This is a genomic window from Bartonella silvatica, assembly GCF_040545155.1.
Lineage (GTDB): Bacteria > Pseudomonadota > Alphaproteobacteria > Rhizobiales > Rhizobiaceae > Bartonella > Bartonella silvatica.
On sequence record NZ_JBEPLI010000018.1, the window covers coordinates 1 to 21,101 of the forward strand.

17 protein-coding genes and 1 tRNA gene are annotated in these 21,101 nt (G+C 36.5%); 4 read left to right on the forward strand and 14 right to left on the reverse strand.

Annotation, left to right across the window (positions count from 1 at the left end):
• Nucleotides 1-143: 143 nt before the first annotated feature.
• The 4 genes from ABID23_RS06470 to ABID23_RS06485 form a co-directional block, all read right to left on the reverse strand.
• A tRNA-Thr gene (locus tag ABID23_RS06470) sits at nt 144-219 on the reverse strand.
• 196 nt (nt 220-415) lie between these two features.
• The gene (gene accC / locus ABID23_RS06475; protein ID WP_354190471.1) at nt 416-1,774 is read right to left on the reverse strand and encodes an acetyl-CoA carboxylase biotin carboxylase subunit; all 1,359 of its coding nucleotides are present in this window, start codon (nt 1,772-1,774) and stop codon (nt 416-418) included.
• Between the two features lie 13 nt (nt 1,775-1,787).
• Nucleotides 1,788-2,279 (reverse strand): acetyl-CoA carboxylase biotin carboxyl carrier protein, encoded by a 492-nt coding sequence (gene accB, locus ABID23_RS06480; RefSeq protein WP_354190473.1) that lies wholly within the window; start codon nt 2,277-2,279, stop codon nt 1,788-1,790.
• 249 nt (nt 2,280-2,528) lie between these two features.
• Nucleotides 2,529-3,395: a DsbA family protein gene (locus ABID23_RS06485; RefSeq protein WP_354190475.1), complete on the reverse strand. Its 867-nt coding sequence runs from the start codon at nt 3,393-3,395 to the stop codon at nt 2,529-2,531.
• Nucleotides 3,396-3,728: 333 nt separating this feature from the next.
• Between ABID23_RS06485 and glpD the strand changes: the two genes are divergently transcribed.
• The 3 genes from glpD to cobT all read left to right on the forward strand — a co-directional run bounded on the left by glpD (nt 3,729) and on the right by cobT (nt 8,071).
• Nucleotides 3,729-5,261, forward strand: a complete 1,533-nt coding sequence (gene glpD / locus ABID23_RS06490) for a glycerol-3-phosphate dehydrogenase (protein WP_354190477.1) — start codon at nt 3,729-3,731, stop codon at nt 5,259-5,261.
• 440 nt (nt 5,262-5,701) lie between these two features.
• Nucleotides 5,702-6,688: a tRNA dihydrouridine(20/20a) synthase DusA gene (gene dusA, locus ABID23_RS06495; RefSeq protein WP_354190479.1), complete on the forward strand. Its 987-nt coding sequence runs from the start codon at nt 5,702-5,704 to the stop codon at nt 6,686-6,688.
• A 375-nt stretch (nt 6,689-7,063) separates the two neighbouring features.
• On the forward strand, nt 7,064-8,071 hold the full coding sequence (gene cobT / locus ABID23_RS06500) for a nicotinate-nucleotide--dimethylbenzimidazole phosphoribosyltransferase (protein WP_354190481.1): 1,008 nt from the start codon (nt 7,064-7,066) through the stop codon (nt 8,069-8,071).
• A gap of 37 nt (nt 8,072-8,108) precedes the next feature.
• Here the strand turns inward: cobT and ABID23_RS06505 are convergent, their stop codons facing one another.
• From ABID23_RS06505 to topA, 6 genes are all read right to left on the reverse strand, one after another.
• Nucleotides 8,109-8,591, reverse strand: a complete 483-nt coding sequence (locus ABID23_RS06505) for an Lrp/AsnC family transcriptional regulator (RefSeq protein WP_354190483.1) — start codon at nt 8,589-8,591, stop codon at nt 8,109-8,111.
• Between the two features lie 21 nt (nt 8,592-8,612).
• On the reverse strand, nt 8,613-9,248 hold the full coding sequence (locus ABID23_RS06510) for a uracil-DNA glycosylase family protein (protein ID WP_354190485.1): 636 nt from the start codon (nt 9,246-9,248) through the stop codon (nt 8,613-8,615).
• Nucleotides 9,249-9,275: 27 nt separating this feature from the next.
• Nucleotides 9,276-9,812, reverse strand: coding sequence for a thermonuclease family protein (locus ABID23_RS06515; RefSeq protein WP_354190487.1), 537 nt, complete (start codon nt 9,810-9,812; stop codon nt 9,276-9,278).
• Between the two features lie 349 nt (nt 9,813-10,161).
• A complete protein-coding gene (gene rpmG, locus ABID23_RS06520; RefSeq protein WP_354190489.1) occupies nt 10,162-10,329 on the reverse strand; it encodes a 50S ribosomal protein L33 in 168 nt (55 codons plus the stop codon).
• Between the two features lie 1,402 nt (nt 10,330-11,731).
• Nucleotides 11,732-14,017, reverse strand: coding sequence for a ribonuclease R (rnr, locus tag ABID23_RS06525; RefSeq protein ID WP_354190491.1), 2,286 nt, complete (start codon nt 14,015-14,017; stop codon nt 11,732-11,734).
• Nucleotides 14,018-14,020: 3 nt separating this feature from the next.
• A complete protein-coding gene (gene topA, locus ABID23_RS06530) occupies nt 14,021-16,579 on the reverse strand; it encodes a type I DNA topoisomerase (RefSeq protein ID WP_354190493.1) in 2,559 nt (852 codons plus the stop codon).
• A 265-nt stretch (nt 16,580-16,844) separates the two neighbouring features.
• Between topA and ABID23_RS06535 the strand changes: the two genes are divergently transcribed.
• Nucleotides 16,845-17,051 (forward strand): hypothetical protein, encoded by a 207-nt coding sequence (locus ABID23_RS06535; RefSeq protein WP_354190495.1) that lies wholly within the window; start codon nt 16,845-16,847, stop codon nt 17,049-17,051.
• Here ABID23_RS06535 and dprA read toward each other — a convergent pair.
• The 4 genes from dprA to ABID23_RS06555 are packed head-to-tail and all read right to left on the reverse strand — an operon-like array spanning nt 16,981 to nt 21,079.
• Nucleotides 16,981-18,177, reverse strand: coding sequence for a DNA-processing protein DprA (gene dprA / locus ABID23_RS06540; RefSeq protein WP_354190497.1), 1,197 nt, complete (start codon nt 18,175-18,177; stop codon nt 16,981-16,983). The two genes, ABID23_RS06535 and dprA, sit on opposite strands and share 71 nt — an antisense overlap.
• Before the next feature lie 6 nt (nt 18,178-18,183).
• Entirely contained in the window at nt 18,184-18,804 is a 621-nt protein-coding gene (gene plsY / locus ABID23_RS06545; protein ID WP_354190499.1) for a glycerol-3-phosphate 1-O-acyltransferase PlsY, read from the reverse strand.
• 11 nt (nt 18,805-18,815) lie between these two features.
• Nucleotides 18,816-20,117 (reverse strand): dihydroorotase, encoded by a 1,302-nt coding sequence (locus tag ABID23_RS06550; RefSeq protein ID WP_354190501.1) that lies wholly within the window; start codon nt 20,115-20,117, stop codon nt 18,816-18,818.
• Nucleotides 20,114-21,079 (reverse strand): aspartate carbamoyltransferase catalytic subunit, encoded by a 966-nt coding sequence (locus tag ABID23_RS06555; protein WP_354190503.1) that lies wholly within the window; start codon nt 21,077-21,079, stop codon nt 20,114-20,116. The genes ABID23_RS06550 and ABID23_RS06555 overlap by 4 nt, the downstream gene beginning before the upstream one ends.
• Nucleotides 21,080-21,101 lie beyond the last annotated feature (22 nt).

Below are 21,101 nucleotides of genomic sequence, written 5' to 3' on the forward strand. Positions count from 1 at the left end.
AGACCTTCTTGAGAAAGTTGGTAAAAAAAGAGGCATCCTATAGAGATGTGTTGCAAAATCCTATTCCCTCACTTTTATTTACGCATCCCTCACTTTAAAAAAGATATATAAAATCAATAAATTATTTTTGATAAAAAAAAGCATGGTGCCCCCAGAGAGACTCGAACTCCCGACCCCCTGATTACAAATCAGGTGCTCTACCAACTGAGCTATAAGGGCATAACTGTGAGAGGATTAGCATAAACTTATAAAAAGGAAAATAGAAAATTACCAATTTTAGTGCATATTTTAAAAAACTTATATTATAAAATAATTATCTCCTTTATTTTTACCATCGTTTGCAGTGTGTAAACACCATTTCCTATATGATTGTTTAATAAAAGCACTGATAAAAATTCACTGTTTCATTGTTAACTTAGGAAGTTGAAGATGTTGATTGACTAGAGAGGTATTTTTCTAGCCAATGAATATTATAATTACCATCTGCAATATCTTGGTTATCAATGAGATCGCGAAAGAGAGGCAACGTAGTTTTTATTCCATCAACCACAAACTCATCTAAAGCGCGCCGTAAGCGCATCATACATTCTAAACGAGTGCGCCCATGAACAATGAGTTTCCCAATCATGCTATCATAATAAGGAGGAATACGATAACCTGAATAAGCACTTGAATCAACACGAATGCCTAAACCTCCTGGTGTGTGAAAATGTGTAATAACGCCTGGTGAAGGTGTAAAATTAAGAGGATCTTCAGCATTAATACGACATTCGATGGCATGACCGGAGAAACAAACATCATTTTGTGTAACGGAAAGTCCATAGTCTGATGCAATATGAATTTGTTCATGGACCAAATCGATTCCTGTAATTTCTTCAGTTACAGGATGCTCAACTTGTAAACGCGTATTCATTTCAATAAAGTAGAATTCACCATTTTCGTAAAGAAACTCAATAGTACCTGCACCACGATATTTTAACTGTGCACATGCATTTGCAACAATATTACCAATTTTGTTTCGTTCCATTTCATTAAGTGCTGGTGATGTAGCTTCTTCCCATACTTTTTGATGACGCCTTTGAAGTGAGCAATCACGTTCTCCTAAATGAATAGCGTTCCCTTTTCCATCACCGACAACTTGAATTTCAATATGACGGGGTTTTTCTAGATATTTTTCAATATAAACTGAATCATCACCAAAAGCCGCTGCTGCTTCTGAACGGGTTGTTTGAAGAGCAACAGCAAACTCTTGTTCAGAATGAACGACTTTCATACCGCGTCCACCACCACCAGCAGAAGCTTTAATAATAACGGGATAACCAATTTCGTGAGCAATACGCAAAGCATCCGCTTCTTCAGTGACGGCGCCATCTGAACCTGGAACGACAGGAATTCCAAGTTTTTTAGCAGTTTTCTTTGCTTCAATTTTATCACCCATGATTCGAATATGCGCAGCTGTTGGGCCGATAAATGTAATATTATGAGCTTCTAGGACATCTGCAAATTTTGCATTCTCAGAAAGAAAACCATAGCCCGGATGAACGGCATCAGCCCCTGTAATCTCACAGGCAGCGATCATCTGCTGAATATTTAAATAAGAAGAACGTACCGGAGGAGGACCAATGCAAACACTTTCATCAGCAAGACGAACATGCATTGCATCACTATCAGCAGTGGAGTGAACGGCTACGGTTTTAATACCAAGTTCTTTGCAAGCACGCAAAACACGAAGAGCAATTTCTCCCCGATTAGCAATGAGGATTTTTCGAATCATAGTTGCTCCCGTTTTATTCAACAATAACAAGTGGCTCACCAAACTCAACGGGTTGGCCATCTTTAACAAGAATAGTGGTTACTGTGCCTGATCGTGGTGATGGAATTTGATTCATTGTTTTCATTGCTTCAATGATAAGCAACGTTTCTCCTTCAGAGACCTTTTTCCCTACATCTACGAAAGGTTGGGCACCTGGCGAAGGTGCAAGATAGGCTGTTCCAACCATGGGAGATGTTACCGCATTTTTCGATTTATCCTCTTGTGAGGGAGCTTCCGTTGTTGGGGCAGAAGGAGAAGATACTGCAACAGTAGGGGGCGAAACGGGGGCGTAAACCGTTTGTTCAGGAGTGATTGATGTATTTTGGCGTGAGACACAAATACGAAGTTCACCCTGTTCAACTTCAATATTTGTTAAATTTGTATCATTTAAAATTTCAGCAAGGTCACGAATAATTTTCGTATTAATGGGGGGATGGTTTGTCACGTCCATTTTTTTTGTTGCCATTTTATTTCTAACTCCTTGATCACTGAAGGGTGGCACTATTTAATCATTATGATTAAATATCTCTAGACTACGAATGATCTTTTCTAAGATTTTTTTAGCTGTTTACTTTTTAGAATTATGCTTTGCAATTTTAAACCAATATTTGCTGTGTGGAGCCTTATTTATAAGACTGTTATCCCAAAAGAGAAAGCATAAAATCATTTCATTTATGATATTTCTCATAAATTTGATGAAGGAAAGAGAAGTTATTCACTGTATATTTTCTATCGTTTCTTCCAGTATATCTTGGCTTACGGCTCCTATAAATACTTTATCACCGATAATATAGGAGGGAGTGCCCGTAATATTAAGTTGGGAGGCAATTTGAATATTTTCTTTAAAGGAAGTCTGGAGGCCAGAGTCTTTTATTGCAGCGCGTAGTTTTTTTTCATCTGCTCCTAATGAAACGGCTATTTTTATGGCTTTAGCTTCATTTGCACGACTCTTACCGGTTAAAAGTGCTTTATGAAACTGATGATATTTCTCAGGAAATTGTTTTCGAAAAGCATAGGCAACAGTATGGGCTGCTATAGAGTCAGGTCCTAAAATTGGTAAATCTTTAATAATAACGCGTAGATCTGGATACTTTTTTATTAAACTCTCTATATAGGAATAGGACATCTTACAATATCCACAATTATAATCGAAAAAATCAACAAGCACTCTCTTTCCGTTTGGATTTCCAAAAACAGCATCATGAGGAGAGTGAAAAATCTCTTTTTTGAACAAATTAATAACTAAAGCTTGATTTTTCTTTTTCTGCTCGCTTGATTTTTCTAATTTTTCTTGCAGGATAATCTGCATTTCGATCATAATTTCTGGATGAGTGAGTAAATAATCTCTTACAATTTTTTGAATATCGTGCTCGTCGACATTGACATGAGGTATAACTTTTTCTTTAAGTTTAGATAAAAAGGTAGGGTCTTCCAAAAGTTGTGTCTTTATTTTCTCTAAGCTCAAATCATTTGATGCTGCATTTAATAAAGAAGATAAAAAAATGAAAATGCTCAGCATAATTTTTGCAGAAAGTTTTGTAACGAGCATTCTTGTTCTTGAGCGTTGAGATAGATGGATCATTTATATGGCTTTATATTTTATTGTGATACTAAGAAATGATATGAAAACTATTGCTATATACAATAGAGCATTCAACCACAGTGTATATTTAATAGGTTATAGAGAAAACATCAAACTTTTTCTCTATGAAGAATTTGTATGATGCATCCTTAAGGGCATTATGTTTTTAAATGGCTGTTTTTTTTAATCAAATATCGTTTTCATTTATGATGATAACAAAAATTGCCTTGATGCATATTTATTATGGAAGAAGCATATTGTTAATTCAATACAAGAGATTGTGCGTTGACCTTTTATAGTTGCTTTATTGAGAGTACAGTGAAACAAAATTAAATGGTGAAAAGTAAATTTATGAAAATCACAATACATTATGATCTATTTATCATTGGTGGAGGGATAAATGGATGTGGATTGGCAAGGGATGCCGCTGGACGTGGGTTTAAAGTAGGATTGGCTGAGGCGAACGATCTTGCATCGGGGACCTCAAGTGCGTCTACAAAGCTTATTCATGGTGGTCTTCGTTATCTTGAGTACTATGAATTTAGATTGGTCCGTGAAGCATTAAAAGAGCGTGAAGTCATTTGGCGTATGGCTCCACATATTGTACGTCCTTTGCGTTTTCTTCTTCCTTATCATAAAAATTTGCGTCCTGCTTGGCTGTTGCGTTTTGGACTTTTTATTTATGATCATTTAGGAAGTTGGAATCAAAAACTGTGGCGCAGTCAAACAGTTAATTTCTCAAAAAAATTTTGTTCTGTACTTAAGAAAGAGTATCAGAAAGGTTTTGAATATTCTGATGCACGAGTGGATGATGCGCGTTTGGTTATTGCAAATGCTCGTGATGCAGAAAATTTGGGTGCTGATATAAAAGTGCGAACAGAAGTTCTTTTTTTAAAGAAAGAGAAGAAAAAATGGCTTATTACTCTTCGGAATAAATTAAGCGGCATAGAATATTGTGTTACGGCTTCTTATGTTGCGAATATGACAGGTCCTTGGATTAATCATATTTTGGCAAACATATTAAGCTATAAAGATACCCCTCCTGTACGACTTGTTAGAGGATCTCATATTCTAGTTCCCAAGCTTTATACTCATGATCGTGCTTATATTTTTCAAAATGGTGATGGGCGTATTATATTTTCTATTCCCTACCAAGAAGATTTTACATTGCTTGGTACAACAGATTGTGATTATCAGGGAGATCCTTCTGATGTTCATATTACAGATGAAGAGGTTGATTATATTTGTACAGCAGCGAGTGAATATTTCATAAAATCTGTTTTGCGTGAAGATATTGTCTGGACTTATTCTGGAGTTCGTGCACTTTATGATGATGGAACTTCAAAAGCACAAGAAACTACCCGTGATTATGTTTTGCAAGAAATAGGAACCGAAAATGTGCCACGGATTCTTAATCTTTATGGTGGTAAGATCACAACTTATCGCAAGTTGGCAGAAGATGCGATGAAATTTGTTGAAAAAGCACTTGGGACAAAAGGCGCTCCGTGGACAAAAAACTCAATATTGCCCGGGGGTGATTTTCCATATAATAGGCTAGATACAATTGAGAATAAGATTGCCCTTTTAATTCCAGAGTTAGATGCTTTCACATGTCGCAGGCTTGCACGCTCTTATGGTTCAGAAGCACTGGTAATATTTGCAGATGGTAAAGTAGATAAGGGAAAAAATTTTGGACATGGACTCTATGAGATAGAAGTCAAATGGTTAATAGAAAGAGAATGGGCTAAAACATGTGAAGATGTTTTATGGCGTCGTTCAAAACTTGGACTTTTGTTTAATAAGAAAGAGGTTGATGCTCTTTCTTATTATATGAAAAACCAAACGGAAAGCAAACAAGGTTTATAAAAATCCGTTTTTCTAAAATCTCTTAACATCTATTCACTAAAAAACTAAAAGCGTTTGTTGAAGTGTAATGAGGTGAGCTGTGAATATTTTTATTTGTTTTTGATTAGATTCAAAATATCCTTAATTCTATGTTGGACAGTACTGCTATAGTTGTTAGATGCATATATGTGTGGGGGGAAGGGATAGTAGAGTAGATTACTCTATGATTCCATAGGTTATTGTGTCGAAGATATGGTTATAATATCTGGAACTTCTTCTGTTAAAAGCAGTATGTTATTTTTATATTGACCTTAAAGAAGTTTAAGAACAATTGAGAAAAAAGCAATTAGAAGGTGGCACTTTTAAGTGGTCATAAATGAAACTTTTTATGTCGTTGCAAAAAGAGAAAGCTTTATATTTAAATGGAAGGCCTTTAATGGAAAAGGAAGAGTAATCATCTTATGATACTTTATGGTTCTCCACAATCAGTAAAATTTGCAGTGGCACCAATGTTGGATTGGACAGATCGACATTGCAGATTTTTTTATCGCCTTTTAACAAAAAAGGCACTTCTTTATACTGAAATGATTGTGGCTGATGCTGTAATCCATGGTGTTCGAGAAAAAATACTGGCCTTTAGTCATGAGGAACATCCGATTGTGTTGCAATTAGGGGGAGCTGATCCAAAGAAACTGGCAGAAGCTGCACAAATTGCTGAAACTTATGGTTATGATGAAATAAATCTCAATGTTGGTTGCCCATCAAATCGTGTTCAAGCAGGTGTATTTGGGGCTTGTTTAATGTTAGATCCTGATATTGTTGCAAGTGCTGTGGAAGCAATAAAAAAAGTCGTCACTATACCAGTGACTGTTAAGTGTCGTATTGGCGTTGATGAGCAAGATGAAGAATTGGCTTTAGATCTTTTCGCTCATCAAGTTTGGAATGCTGGGTGTGATGCACTCTGGGTACATGCACGCAAAGCATGGTTACAGGGATTAAGTCCAAAAGAAAATCGCAATATCCCTCCACTAAATTATGAAAGAGTTTACAAATTAAAACGTAAATATCCAAATAAATTCATTGGGATAAATGGTGGAATTAAATCTATGGTTGAGATCAAAAAGCATTTGGCTTTATGTGATGCTACCATGGTTGGTCGACAAGTCTATCATGAGCCAGCTTTATTAAAATATATTGACTTTGAAATATATGGTGAGCAGCAAAATGATCTGAGTGATAGTGATCTGATTGAAGCTATGTGTGATTATGCTGCTCAACATATCGCATCAGGAGGACGCCTTTCTCACGTGACACGTCATATGATTGGTCTGTTCCATGGGCGGGATGGGGCGCGTCGATGGCGTCAGATGTTATCAAATGATGCAACAAAAAATGATGCCAATATACATGTTTTGAAAGAAGCTTTCTCTGCTCTCATTTCGTCATAATTTATAGATTCACTTTATGTTGTGGCTTGAAGTTTCTAAAATATGACTCTTTTACGAAAATTTTGAAAAATACAGCTTTGTGGAAAGTGATTTCGTCTCTTTTAGCAAGAATGTTTAATTCTTGTGTCAAACAGTATGCTACCTAGAAATGGGAAAATATAATATAAAAATGTAGAATAGAAAATTATTGTAGTTCTAATCTATAAGTCAGTAAAATAGTTATTTTTTTGGGAAATAGAATGCAAAAATAATTTTTCTCATAATACTTAATATCTTTAAGGTTCTTTTTTGCTGTAAAAGAATAACAAACTATTCATTATCCTGTATATATGAGAAGATTCTTATTAAATATTGTAGCTTTCAGAAGGTATCTTCATGACCGTTCGTCCATTTGATGATTTTCGTGCTTTACTCACAAATTTACCGACTGCCGATGCTTTTTCTATAACCTTGGCAAAAAAGAGACAAGCAAAATTAACGCAAGCGCAAGGAGCTTTAGGAAAACTCGGAGATATTGCGGTTTGGTATGCAGGGTGGAGAGGGGAAGAAAAACCTTTCATAAAACGGCCTTTAGTTGCTATTTTTTCTGGGAATCACGGTGTTATAGAGGAAAAGGTCACCCCATTTCCGCAATCTATGACACAACAGATGGTTAAGAATTTTTCTTCTGGTGGTGCTGCTATTAATCAAATTTGTGTAACTTATGATCTTGGATTGAAGATTTTTGATTTAGCTTTGGAATATCCCACAGTAAATATCACCAAAGATGCTGCAATGGATGAGTGCAGTGCTGCTGCGACAATGGCTTTTGGAATGGAATCTATTGCTGGTGGAACAGATCTCTTGTGTATAGGTGAAATGGGAATTGGAAATACAACAATAGCGTCGGCTTTATGTTTTGCTTTGTTTGGTGGGGTTGTTGAAGAATGGACGGGAGGTGGTATGGGCTCTCAGGGAGAGTTTTATCAACGTAAAATTGCAGCAGTTAAAACAGCTGTTTCTTTACATAAGGATTATCTTAATGATCCTTTTGAAATTATGCGTCGCTTAGGAGGACGTGAAATTGCGGCTATGGTTGGCGCTATTTTAGCAGCAAGAATGGAAAAAGTTCCAGTGATTTTAGATGGCTTTGTTGCAACAGCAGCAGCAGCAGTACTTTATAAAATGCATCCTCAAGCTCTTGATCATACTCTTGTAGGACATATTTCCTCTGAACCTGCGCACCGTAAACTTTTAACAAAAATTGGTAAAGAACCGCTTTTAGACTTAAAGATGTGTCTTGGTGAAGGAACAGGTGCGGCTATAGCAGCTGGTATTGTTAAAGCTGCTGTTTTGACGCATGCAAAAATGGCAATTTTAGAACAAGAAAATTTGACCACTTGAAGGGGAAATATCTGGGTTAAAGAATCAGTTAAGAGCCTTATTCTACTGTTTTTTCTTGTAATTTTATATAATTGAGTGGCAGTTCTGTTGTATATTTTATTTGTTCGATTGCAAAAGAAGATGAGACGTCATAGATATCAATTTTAGTAATTAACTTCTTATAAAAAAGATCATAAGCCTCAATATTTGGAACAACAACGCGTAATAAATAATCAATATCTCCACTCATTCGATAAAATTCAATGACTTCACAGAATTCTTGCACAATTTCTGAAAAACGTTTAAACCATTCGTGGCTGTGTATATTGGTGCGAATAGAAACAAAAACGGTTAAATGTGCATTTACTTTTCGAGGAGAAAGGACAGCAACGCGTCGTTGAATAACTCCATCATCTTCAAGTTTTTGAATTCTACGCCAGCATGGAGTCGTTGAAAGTCCAACTTTTTTTGCAATATCCGCGACAGAGAGTGTCGCATTTTCTTGTAAAAGATGTAAAATTTTTTGGTCAAGGTGATCCATATTTCTCTCAATATATTTGGTTTATAAAAACTCGCGGATTAAGTTACGCAAATACACAATAAGCTCATCATTAAACCATGGATTCTTTTGCAACCAGAAACTATTTCTCCATGAAGGATGAGGGAGAGGCATAACATTATAACCTCGGGGTTGATGTATAGAAAGGATATGTTTCCAATCCTTAACGGTTTCTGAAACAGTTTTATGCTTTAACCCTATAATGTGCCATTTTTGCGCATAACTTCCAATAGCAAGGACAAGCTTTATTTGTGGCATTGCTTGAAATACCCTCTCATGCCATATGTTACAGCATTCACGTCTTGGTGGCAAATCGGATTTATTTTTATCATAACCTGGAAAGCAAAACCCCATAGGAACAATAGAAAAGAGAGAGCGATTATAAAACTCCTCTTTCGTGATATTGAGCCAGTTACGTAATCTGTCTCCAGAGCGATCATTAAAAGGAATAGAAGTTTCATGAACACGTAACCCTGGTGCTTGACCTGCGATCGCGATCAAAGCCGTTTCAGATAAATAAACGACAGGTTTGGGTTCATGAGGAAGGGCAGGAAGATAAAGTGGTTGTTGGATACACAAACGACAGGAGGCAATTTTCTTTTCAAGTTCTATAATTTGGTTACTGTGTGTTTTCTTCATCGGAAAATAGAGAGTGAAAAAATATTTTTATTCTGTTCGAGGATGTGCTTTTCGCCACTTTCTCGGTTTTTGAAAATTTGATTGCCATATTCCTTTTTTTTTCTTTCTAGCCTCTTCCTCTTCTTTAGGATAACTATAGTAACTTACAGCCCAACCATCACGTACAAGTGTTGCATTGATATTGCTTATTTTTTGTGTTTTACATGTTGCAAGAATGCGGTGATATTTGTCTTTTTTATTCCAGTGACATGTAACAAGCTGATTGTCTACAAGCTGTTCTAGATATTTTTTTGCTTCAAGTCCACATGGGTAACGTGTTTTCTTTTTACCGCAAAACTGCTGAAGTTCAGGAGCATCAATTCCTATAAGGCGAATCTTAGTAGAGGAAATGACGATGGAATCACCATCAATAATAGTCGCATACCCCTTGATAGATGTTGCAAAAGAGGAACTTTTTTCCTGAGTATATTTAAAATAAACTGCTATAACGATAAAAATGGTAAAAGCAGCCAAAGTACTCACACCGATCATCTTTCGGTCAAAATAAAAGAAATTTTTTTTCATAGAATTAAAAAAGCTGCAATTCTAGCATGTTTATAATCGGATGAAATTTTCTTATAAGTTCTAAAAACGCTGCTCTTTGATAAAAAATCATCTCGCTCTAATAAAAAATCTTATTTATACAATGCGCTATTCTGCTTAGGTATAAAAATAAATTAAGACCACCTTATGACTAAGACTTACCACCATAATATAGATAATAAACGACAAAAGACCAGCCAATATCTATAAGAAACACATGAATTATAAATACACCACCATCTTCAAGAAAAACCTCCCCAGAAAATAACCTTGAAAAACAAAAAAAATCTATCTGTGAGTGTAAAACCTATTGGCCAAACAGTCACTCCTATTATTTAATTTTTGTTTCTTTAAACTCAACATGTTTTTTTACAACTGGATCATATTTACGTTTGCTCATTTTATCTGTTGTTGTCCGGCTATTTTTCTTTGTAACATAGAAAAAACCGGTATCCGCGGTTGATAAAAGCTTGATCTTAATGGTTGCTGCCTTAGCCATAATTTAAGGATCCTATTTATATTAAAAATGGTATTAATTTTCTATAAAAACGTATTTTCACTGGAATTAGATTTTTGAGCAACATTAAGTATGTTCTAAAAAAAGTCAAGAGCTGATTAATTTCTTCATATGTTGTCCAAACATGCAAATGATATAATAAGACAAAAAATAAGCTATTTTTGCTAAAAAACAAAAAATTTAAAGACATATAGAAAGATAGGTGAGTTTTATTATTTAAAAGAGCTGCCAATACGCTTTCAAGAAAAAGGGAATATAACATTAAAAGTATGGGGCTTTGATGATTCATGTATCATAAAAATTTTAATGAGATTTTAGGTAGCGCAATTTATAAAGGAATAGGGTTTTCCTTTGCACAATTGCTTATAATGCTGATAGGGGTTGAGAGGAAAATAGTTAACCAGTATCATTTGTGATAAAGTGTTCAGCTATATTTTTATGAGAGGCGATAGATAGGGGAGAGGGGCTAGAGGTCTCTTAGAGGGAATATTGTAAGCATGTATTTTAGCGTTCAAAATGATATTGGAAAAAATTGGGAATAAATGACGTGTATAGGCTGTTTTAAAACTCTTGAATTTAATTTCTAAATTGCGAGAGTTACTGTATAAGAAAGTACAATAAGGGAATGGTGTGTAGTCAAATTAAAGATTTCCAATGCTCCTATTTTTTCAGATTATAAGATCTATTGCCAATTCTCATTTTAATTAGAGAGGTCTGCATAATATTTTTTAAGTGATACAAAATTACTGATCTAAAACTCTGATAGAATAATGATAATTGTCATGGTTTAATATTACATTCTAAAATAAATTCATATTGATTTTAAAAAGCAGAATTCTAGAAAGTTTAAATGCTCTCTACGCATCATTGAATATGATTTTGTAAATACTTAAGTGTGATGAAATCCGAGTAAGGAGACGGCTGCAATTATTGTAGGGGCGCAACTAACTATTGCATTATATCTAATGGAGTTATTTAAAATGGTCATTTTTCACAAGAATTAAAGCAGAAAGTGTTTTTATAGCCCATACTATTGTAGTGGTAGCGGTAATGGTTTTTCATATAGTAAAAAAATTATAATTTTATTTTCAAAAACGTATGAAGTCTAATCTTATTGGCAGTATGAATTGTTTTTGATCAATTGTTCATTTTTTAATTTCTGTAAGAGTATTATATGGTTAAAAGGTTCAATAAGTTGTAAGTATACAGACTATAAGAACTATTATGGTTACAGGAAAATGGCTTTTTTAAGAATAAAAATTTTTCTCTTATGAAGAATGTTTAATGAGCGTTTTATTTGTTTCATTGATGTTAAATTGATTTGGAAGAAAACTATTCCCACATTTTGTAGATTTTTTTACTTTATTTAATGTAAAATGATTTTTTAGAATTTTTTTCTTCCATAAAAAGTATGCTTTTGTTTTTTCTTTATAAATCTGCCTTTATGGTAAGTTTTGGGCAAAAATGCTATTGAACGCGGCTCTGTTAATAGCTCAAGGGATAAAGAGCCAGCAAAAGGTTGTACTGTTATAAGCTTGACTTCTACTTTATCACTTAATTGATAGCCTTTATGATTACGCTTTCCTACAAGAGTATGTTGTGCTTCATCAAAATGATAATAATCATTTTTAAGAGTAGAAATATGTACAAAACCATCTACATTGAGTTTATCAAGAGAGATAAAAAGACCTGCTTTTGTAACACCAGAAACACGACCTGAAAAGATACGACCAATTTTGTTGGTTAAATGGTGGGCAATAAGTCGATCAATGGTTTCCCTTTCAGCCATCATTGCACGGCGTTCTGAGAGGGAAATTTGTGTAGCAATTTCTGCAAGGTTTTGTTCTTGCCTTTCTGTTAATTGATCATTTCCTAGTTTTAGGGCTTTAATGAGTGCACGATGAACAATAAGATCAGCATAACGGCGGATTGGTGATGTGAAATGTGTATAGTTATGGAGGTTTAAACCAAAATGGCCAATATTTTGGGGGCTATATTCAGCTTGAGATTGCGCGCGTAAAACAACCTGATTAACCAGTTCTTGTTGTGGCGTATTCATGACTTTTGCTAAAATACCATTCAGGCGTGCAGATGTAAGCTCTGCACCTCGAGAGAGGGAGATTCCCAAACTTTGGAGAAAACTTCGCAGTACTTCTTGTTTTTCCAGAGAGGGTTTATCATGGATACGATAGATGAGGGGCTGATGATATTCTTTTAATGTTTCAGAAGCTGAAATGTTTGCTTGTATCATAAATTCTTCAATCAAACGATGTGCTTCTAAATGAGGTTCATTTACAACGTCTTTGATGCATCCATTTTGATCAAGAATAATCTTTTTTTCTGCGATTTCTAATGCCAGTGGTTGTCGATGATTTCGGGCAATTTTGAGGGCTTCATAAGCTTCCCACAAGGGAAGTAAAACACTCTTGAAAAAAGGAGCTATTTTTTTATTTATATTTCCCTCAATTGCTAATTGTACTTCTTGATAAGAGAGTTTGGCAACCACACGTAGCATAATACGATGAAAACTATGTTTTCGTTTGTTACCATTTACATCAAAAACCATACGAACGGCTAAAGCTGGTCTTTCTTTTCCTTCATGCAGGGAGCACAAATTATTGGAAATACGTTCTGGTAACATTGGCACAACGCGATCAGGGAAATAAACTGAGTTCCCTCGTTTTAGTGCTTCTTTATCCAATGCACTTTTCGTTTTGATATAATAAGAAACATCTGCAATTGCGACAACAATAATCCAACCTCCAGGATTTTCAAGATCTTCGTCCTTTGTTGCATAAACGGCATCATCATGGTCTTTTGCATCGGGTGGATCAATGGTGATAAGCGGTAATTGACGCCAATCTTCGCGATTATCTATACTGGCGGGTTTTATATGTTTAACTTGCTCAAGAACATCTTCGGGAAAAATATAGGGAATCCCTTTTGAAAGAAGAGCAATCATTGACAGTGTTTTTTCACTCTCAATATGTCCTAAAACGTTTTTTATTTGTGCATTTTTTAGTTCATAACCGACATTTTTTTTAACCTCTACTTCAACAAGATCGCCAGATTCTATTTTCAGTTTTGAGGATATGTTAGAGTTATCAATAATAAGCTCGTCGGTTTTATGATCTATCGGTTCTAGCCGCCATTGGTTTGTTTCTAATTTTCGAATAATACCAAATGTGCTTTTAGGGGATACATCAATTTTACGAATAATTCGCCCTGTATAAGGAGAGCTGTAAGGCGCTTTATTTCGAAAAACCTTTATAAGAATATGATCTCCAACACCGACGTTTATTCCTTTTATGCGGTGGTCATAGCGTATTTCAATATTTGGTTTTGAAGAGCTTTCCCACTTAAGAGGCTGTGCGATTAAGCTGCCATCTTCATCTCGTCCTATAATTTTTACCAGAGCAACTGGTGGTAATTTTTCTTTTTTTACTACCTTTTTACGCTGTTTTGATATGAGATGTTCATTTTTCAGCTCTCGTAATACATCTCTTAACCAAATACGAGAATCGCCTTTTAAGTTAAAAGCCTTGGCGATTTCACGTTTACTTGAGTTCTCAGGATTCTCATTAATAAAGGAAAGAATTTCCGCCTTTTGAGGTACGTTTTCCTTATTGAGTGATTGGAAATGTTGAGTTTTTTTTTCACTTTTAGACAAAGCTTATGTCTCTTTTCTTTTGGAAGAAGCTTTACGGGTTGTTTTTTTACTCGCTGCTTTCGCTGATATAAGTTCTAATGCTTCTGAAAGTGTTACACTAATCGGTTCTTTATCTTTTGGCAATGTTGCATTAATTTTACCCCAATTAACGTAGGGGCCATAGCGACCATTCCGGACGGTGACGGTTCCTCCATCTGGGTGCTCTCCTAATGTTGCCAGTGCTGCTGATGTTACTCTGTTTCGTGTTGTTTTATTTTCTTGTTTTTCGGCGAGCACTGTAACAGCGCGGTTTATGCCAATGTCAAAAGCTTCATCTGCATGAAGAAGAGGAGCAGACTTACCATCATGTGTAAGGTAGGGACCATAGCGTCCGATAGTTGCTGTGATTATTTTTCCTGTTTCAGGATGCGCGCCAACTTCACGGGGGAGAGAAAGCAAAGCTAAGGCTTTTTCAAGAGTTATATTTTTTTCTTGCCATTCCTTGGGAATGCCTGCACGCTTAGTTTCTTTACCATCCCCAAGTTGAATATAAGGGCCAAAACGACCATTACGAAGGGAAATATCTTTTCCTGTTTTAGGATCGCTCCCAAGAATAATAGGTTCATCATGGCGCATGATTTCATGTTCTTCAACTGAGTCTGTTCCAAGTTGGCGTGTGTATTTGCAGTCAGGATAATTGGAGCAGCCAACAAATGCACCATAACGCCCTAATTTTAGTGATAATTTTCCGTCTTTACAAAGGGGACAGGAGCGGACATCACTTCCATCTTCATGTGCGGGAAAAGCAAGAGGTGCTAGAGTTACGTTTAAAACATCAAGAACATTGGCGATGCGCAGTTCTTTGATGTTGGTAATAGACGCATTAAACTCATCCCAAAAATCGCGCATTACATCTTTCCAAGACAGTTTTCCATCCGATATAAGATCTAATTTTTGTTCAAGATCTGCTGTGAAACCATATTCTACATAGCGATTAAAAAAATTTTCGAGAAAAGCTGTAACGATACGTCCCTTGGCATCAGGAAGGAGTTTTCGTTTATCAATAATAATATATCCGCGATCACATAGTGTAGACAATGTAGACGCGTAGGTTGAAGGGCGACCAATTCCTAACTCTTCAAGTTTTTTAATTAAAGAAGCTTCAGAATAGCGAGGAGGTGGTTCTGTCGTATGTTGTAGCGCTTGAACTTTTTCTTTTGTAAGTGATTCACCAGTGTTTATTTGTGGCAAACGTGTTGTTTCACTTTCTTCACTGTTTTCTTCTTCTCTTGGATCCATATAGACAGATATAAAACCATCAAAACGAATAACAGAACCAGTCGCACGCAGATTTGCGTGATTTTTTCCTTGTTTAGCTCCAATTTCAACAGTTGTACGTTCAATTTCAGCAGAACGCATTTGGCTTGCGATTGCACGTTTCCATATAAGTTCATAGAGTTTTGCTTGATCATTGTCTAGGAAAGGTTGTACTTGATTAGGCGTCCGTTGAAAGTCGGTTGGGCGGATAGCTTCGTGTGCTTCTTGTGCATTCTTGGCTTTTGTTGAATAAAAGCGTGGCTTTTCAGGAACATAGTTATGACCAAAGGATTCATGAATAACTTTTCGTGCCGTCTCAATAGCTTCTGGAGCGATTTGGACACCGTCGGTACGCATATAGGTAATAAGCCCTGCCGTTTCACCATTAATTTCAATTCCTTCATAAAGTTTTTGAGCAACTTGCATGGTGCGAGAGGCTGAAAAACCTAACTTTGAAGAAGCTGCTTGCTGTAAAGTAGATGTCGTAAACGGAGGAGAAGGGTTTCTCTTCGTGGGTTTTGCTTCAACACTGAGCGTATGATATTTTGCTTCTTCTAACATAAAGCGGATTTGATCGGCTTGTTCTTGAGATTGAATGTCAAGCTTTCCAATCTTTTTTTGATTAAACATTGTTAATCTTGCTTGAAAACAATCATTTCGGATCGTTTTTAAGTCTGTTGTAATAGACCAATAATCTTCTTTAATAAAATGTTCTATTTCTGATTCACGATCACAAATAATACGTAAAGCAACGGATTGAACGCGACCTGCCGAACGAGCACCGGGAAGTTTACGCCATAAAACAGGCGAAAGCGTAAAGCCAACGAGATAATCAAGAGCGCGGCGTGCCAGGTAGGCATCCACAAGTGATGTGTCAATGTCACGCGGATTTTTCATAGCATCAAGTACAGATTTTTTGGTGATGGCATTAAATACAACCCGTTTAACAGGTTTATCCTTTAAAACTTTTTTTTGACGAAGAACATCCAGAATGTGCCATGAAATAGCTTCTCCTTCTCTATCAGGGTCTGTTGCTAAAATAAGGCTATCAGCTTCTTTGACTGCTTTTGCTATTTCATTCAAACGTTTTGTTGCAGCAGAATCTGCCTCCCATTTCATAGAAAAATCTTGATCAGGCAAAACAGAGCCATCTTTTGCAGGTAAATCACGAACATGTCCAAATGATGCGACAACTTTATATTGAGAGCCAAGATATTTATTAATTGTTTTTGCCTTTGCCGGAGATTCAACGATAACGATATTCATAATTTTACCCGAATGTTGGAATAAAAAGCTCCTTTATAACGCCCTTTCACGTGAATAGCTAATGGCAATTGGTGAAGAACACATAAAAAAATGTTTGCCATACAAAAAACATTAATATTGTACAACTTGTGATTGTTATTATTGAAATATACCCTATATGAATTTACACGATTTGTTTTTCTACTGTTAATACAAGAATATAGGGCAAAATGCTAAGATAAAATCTATTGAGAGGTAGAGGGAAAATGCTCAAGGATAGAGAATTATGTTTATAAATCACTTAAAAGTCATCCAATATATTACAGATATGTCAAAACAAATGAATCATATGGCACGTCAGGCGCGTAGCCCGCTTTTAGCATTGCTTCTGGATATGGTGGCCAAGGAAGGGCAAAGTATTATTAATAGTGCTGAGGCTCTTGGGGAAGATTCGAATTCGACAATGACACATAACCACCAGCGTGTCGAATAAGCTTTCCAGCAAGCTCTAGCTCCACCAGTAGGAGGTAGAGGCTTGGGAGTGAAACACCGGAATGGGTGCTAAGCGTGTCTAAATCGATAGGAGTTGTTGAAAGAGCAGAGAGGGCAGCTGCGCGTTCTGCATCGTCTGCGATCTCGGGAGGACTACTTGTTTTTTCATCAGGTGCGCTAAAGCTATTTTTTTCAAGCTGAAGAGAAGCTGGCTCTTCAAAAAAATTGAGTTGAGGATTCATAGAAGATGACGTTAATGGTGTAAGTATTTCTAAGATGTCAGAAGGGTGTGTGGTTAGCAGGGCTCCATCCTTGATGAGGTTGTTTGTCCCAACAGATCTTGGGTCAAGTGGAGAACCGGGAATGGCAAAAGTCAATCTTCCCATATCGGAGGCTTGACGTGCGGTAATTAAGGATCCTGATCGCAGTGCGGCCTCTACAACCAAGAGACCAAGTGATAAACCTGCAATGATGCGGTTTCTTCTCGGAAAGTCGATAGCGCGTGGTTTCCAACCAATAGGCATTTCACTAATAATGGCTCCACCGTTATTAAGAATGTCTTCGTGGAGTTTTTTGTTTTCAGGAGGGTAAATGTGATCAATTCCACCAGCCATCACTGCAGCTGTTCCTGTTAAAAGACTTGCTTTGTGTACTGTGCTGTCAATTCCACGAGCCAATCCAGAAATTGTTGTAAAGCCAGCATCTCCAAGAAAATGCGCAAATTGAGCTGCAAGTTTTTTACCAGCTGCTGACGCATTTCGAGACCCCACAATCCCAACGGAAGGTTTTTTAAAAATAGAGACGTTGCCTTTTATAGCAATCAGAGGTGGTGAGGCTTCTGTAACCTTAAGAAAGGTTGGATAATCCGGTTCTCCTATACCAATCAATTGAATGCCCAGTTTTTCGGCTTTTTGTATTTCTTCTTCCGCTTCTTCTATCGTCGTTATTCGAATAGGTGCAGAAAGACCACCTTTTCTACTAAGCTCAGGAAGTGCTTCTAAAGCATTCTCTGCTGTTTTGTAATGATCAATGAGATTACGAAAACTCACTGCTCCAATATTTTCACTACGCAACAATCGTAGCCAGTTTAAGCGTTGACGATCCGTGAGAAGGATTCCTTTATTCATAGCTGCTTAAATACCGATCTTACTTTCTTTTCCAGCGAATAGTCTACTGATATTTGCACGATGTTTTATAATGACTATTATGCTCATAGCGATCAGCATATAATATCCATAGAGATAAGGAGAGGAAAAATAAGTCAATATCGGAGTAATTATAATAGCAATGAGTGCAGATAATGAAGAATAGCGTGTGAGTAAAAAAGTTACGATCCATGAAAGAATAAAAATAATTGCGGCTGGCCAGTAAAATCCTAGGCATATACCCAAATAAGTAGCAACACCTTTCCCACCTTTAAACTTAAGCCATATGGGAAAAAGATGACCTAAGAAGGCAAAAAAACCAGCTAAAAAAACAAGAATACTGTTTTCTGTTGGAGGATTTAAAAGATTTACAACAAAAATAACAACAGTTCCTTTCAACATATCACAAAGAAGTGTGAAAGCAGCGATTTTTTTATTTCCTGTCCTTAGAACATTTGTCGCCCCAATATTTCCAGAACCAATTGTTCTCACATCACCAAGTTTAGCTAATCGCGTAAAAAGTAAACCAAAAGGGATAGATCCCATAAGATAGGATATAAGAAAGATCAGCCATGTAGAAAACTGAAAAAATATTTCACTTTCACTCATTAAAAGTCTCATTAAATTGATTGATCAAGTTTAAAGATTGATTGCCCTTTAACAAAAGTTTGGACAACACGCCCTTGGAATCGTGCCTTTTCAAAAGGGGTATTTTTTGAACGTGAATGTAACTTTTCCGCAGAAACCACCCATGGTTCCTCAAGGTCAACTAAAATAATATCTGCATGAGCACCTTTTTTGAGTGTTCCTGCATTCAGGCCAAAGAGTTTTGCAGGTGCTGTTGATAAAAGTTCAGTAAGTCGTAACAGGGATATAGTTTTATCATGATAAAGACGTAAAGCTGCACTCAATAAAGTTTCCATACCAACGGCTCCTGCAGCAGCGTCATTAAATGGTAAACATTTGGTATCAATATTTTGAGGTTCATGGGAAGAAACGATAATATCGACTGTTCCGTCTTTTATTGCTTCAGTCATTGCTATACGATCTTCTTCTGTACGCAATGGAGGCATGAGACGAAAAGAGGTACGATATTCACCGATGTCATTTTCGTTAAGAGACAAGTGATTAATGGATACTCCCGCTGATATCTTCTCATTTTGTTGTTTGCTTAAGCGTAATACGTTAGCAGATAGTGCTGTCGATATTTGTGCTGCATGATAGCGTGTTTGTGTTAATGCCGCGAGACGCAAATCCCTTTCAAGTGGGATGACTTCTGCTTCACGGGGTATTCCACAAAGACCAAGCCAACTTGCCAAGAGACCTTCATTCATAACACCTTTTCTAATAAGGTCTTGGTCTTGTGTTTCGTGCATCAATGGTACACTAAAGTCACGTGCATAAGTCATTGCGCATCGCATGACAGATGAACTTTGAAGTGTTTTTTTGCCTTCACTAAAAGCAATGACTCCTGCATCTTTGAGTAAACCAAATTCGGTTATTGTTTGTCCATCAAAACCTTGCGTTATTGCCGCAACAGGATAAATATTAACCGATGATACTTCTTGTGCTATATACGTTATGAATTTAACAAGCGCTATATTATCTATGACTGGATTTGTGTCCGGCATCATAAGGAAAGAAGTAATACCACCAGCTGCTGCGGATTGACTTGCTGATGCCATTGTTTCATGATATTCATTTTCGAGTTCTCCAACAAAAACGCGTGCATCAACAAGACCAGGAAGAATTGCTTTATTTTGTGCGTTAATAATCTCTGCTCCTTCAGGGGTTCCCTGATTTAAGGCTTCTTTTCCAGCAGCTGTAATTTTTCCATTTTCAACAATGACTGTACCAATTTCATCCATTGTACGTGAAGGATCAATAATACGGGCATTTTGAAATACAATTGGCTTTGTCATTTTTTTTCTCCACTTAATCGCAGACGCGAATCCAATAAAGCTTCCATAACAGCCATACGTACAGCGACTCCCATTTTCACTTGTGTATGAATCATACTTTGTGGTCCCTCTGCTATGTCAGATGCGATTTCTACACCACGATTGATTGGGCCAGGATGCAAAACAATACAATCGTTTTTGGCATAAGCTAAATTTTCTTTATGCAAGCCAAAATAATGGAAATATTCGCGAACAGAGGGGATAAAGGAACCTGTCATACGTTCATTTTGTAAGCGTAGCATCATAATAACATCAACATCTTGAAGGCCTTCTTTCATCGTATTGAATACCTCAACGCTCATATGGGAAATCTCTGTTGGTAAGAGTGTAGAAGGAGCGACAACACGAACACGTGCTCCCAAAGCATTAAGACATAAGATATTAGAACGTGCGACACGCGAATGCAAAATATCTCCACAAATTGCAACCGTTAATCCTTCAAGACGACCTTTTGTTCTTTTAATGGTCAAAGCGTCTAATAAAGCTTGGGTTGGGTGTTCATGGGCACCATCACCTGCATTAATGACAGAACAGTCAACTTTTTGTGCTAATAAAGCGGCAGCTCCAGCACTGCTATGGCGAATGACAAGTATATCTGGTTTCATCGCATTGAGGGTTGTTGCTGTATCAATCAATGTTTCTCCCTTTTTTACGGATGAATTGCCAATAGCCACATTCATCACATGAGCTCCCAGTCTTTTGCCAGCGAGTTCAAAAGAGGATAGTGTTCGTGTAGAAGCTTCAAAAAAGAGATTAATTTGAGTTCGTCCGCATAATGTCGATTTTATTTTATCCATTTTTTCAGAAAAGGTAACATTGGCATTTGCACGATCAAGCAATGTAGAAAGGTCTTGTACACTTAGACCTTTAATGCCTAAAAGATGTTTGTGGGGGAAAAGCGGAAAAAAAGTATTTTGAGTCATAGTACTCTTTTCTATCTCTCTT

What these genes read in the sequence shown, in the direction of transcription:
- accC (WP_354190471.1), bottom strand. Translation starts at nt 1,774, where the DNA reads ATGATTCGAAAAATCCTCATTGCTAATCGGGGAGAAATTGCTCTTCGT.
- accB (WP_354190473.1), bottom strand. Translation starts at nt 2,279, where the DNA reads ATGGCAACAAAAAAAATGGACGTGACAAACCATCCCCCCATTAATACG.
- ABID23_RS06485 (WP_354190475.1), bottom strand. Translation starts at nt 3,395, where the DNA reads ATGATCCATCTATCTCAACGCTCAAGAACAAGAATGCTCGTTACAAAA.
- glpD (WP_354190477.1), top strand. Translation starts at nt 3,729, where the DNA reads ATGGTGAAAAGTAAATTTATGAAAATCACAATACATTATGATCTATTT.
- dusA (WP_354190479.1), top strand. Translation starts at nt 5,702, where the DNA reads ATGATACTTTATGGTTCTCCACAATCAGTAAAATTTGCAGTGGCACCA.
- cobT (WP_354190481.1), top strand. Translation starts at nt 7,064, where the DNA reads ATGACCGTTCGTCCATTTGATGATTTTCGTGCTTTACTCACAAATTTA.
- ABID23_RS06505 (WP_354190483.1), bottom strand. Translation starts at nt 8,591, where the DNA reads ATGGATCACCTTGACCAAAAAATTTTACATCTTTTACAAGAAAATGCG.
- ABID23_RS06510 (WP_354190485.1), bottom strand. Translation starts at nt 9,248, where the DNA reads ATGAAGAAAACACACAGTAACCAAATTATAGAACTTGAAAAGAAAATT.
- ABID23_RS06515 (WP_354190487.1), bottom strand. Translation starts at nt 9,812, where the DNA reads ATGAAAAAAAATTTCTTTTATTTTGACCGAAAGATGATCGGTGTGAGT.
- rpmG (WP_354190489.1), bottom strand. Translation starts at nt 10,329, where the DNA reads ATGGCTAAGGCAGCAACCATTAAGATCAAGCTTTTATCAACCGCGGAT.
- topA (WP_354190493.1), bottom strand. Translation starts at nt 16,579, where the DNA reads ATGAATATCGTTATCGTTGAATCTCCGGCAAAGGCAAAAACAATTAAT.
- ABID23_RS06535 (WP_354190495.1), top strand. Translation starts at nt 16,845, where the DNA reads ATGTTTATAAATCACTTAAAAGTCATCCAATATATTACAGATATGTCA.
- dprA (WP_354190497.1), bottom strand. Translation starts at nt 18,177, where the DNA reads ATGAATAAAGGAATCCTTCTCACGGATCGTCAACGCTTAAACTGGCTA.
- plsY (WP_354190499.1), bottom strand. Translation starts at nt 18,804, where the DNA reads ATGAGTGAAAGTGAAATATTTTTTCAGTTTTCTACATGGCTGATCTTT.
- ABID23_RS06550 (WP_354190501.1), bottom strand. Translation starts at nt 20,117, where the DNA reads ATGACAAAGCCAATTGTATTTCAAAATGCCCGTATTATTGATCCTTCA.
- ABID23_RS06555 (WP_354190503.1), bottom strand. Translation starts at nt 21,079, where the DNA reads ATGACTCAAAATACTTTTTTTCCGCTTTTCCCCCACAAACATCTTTTA.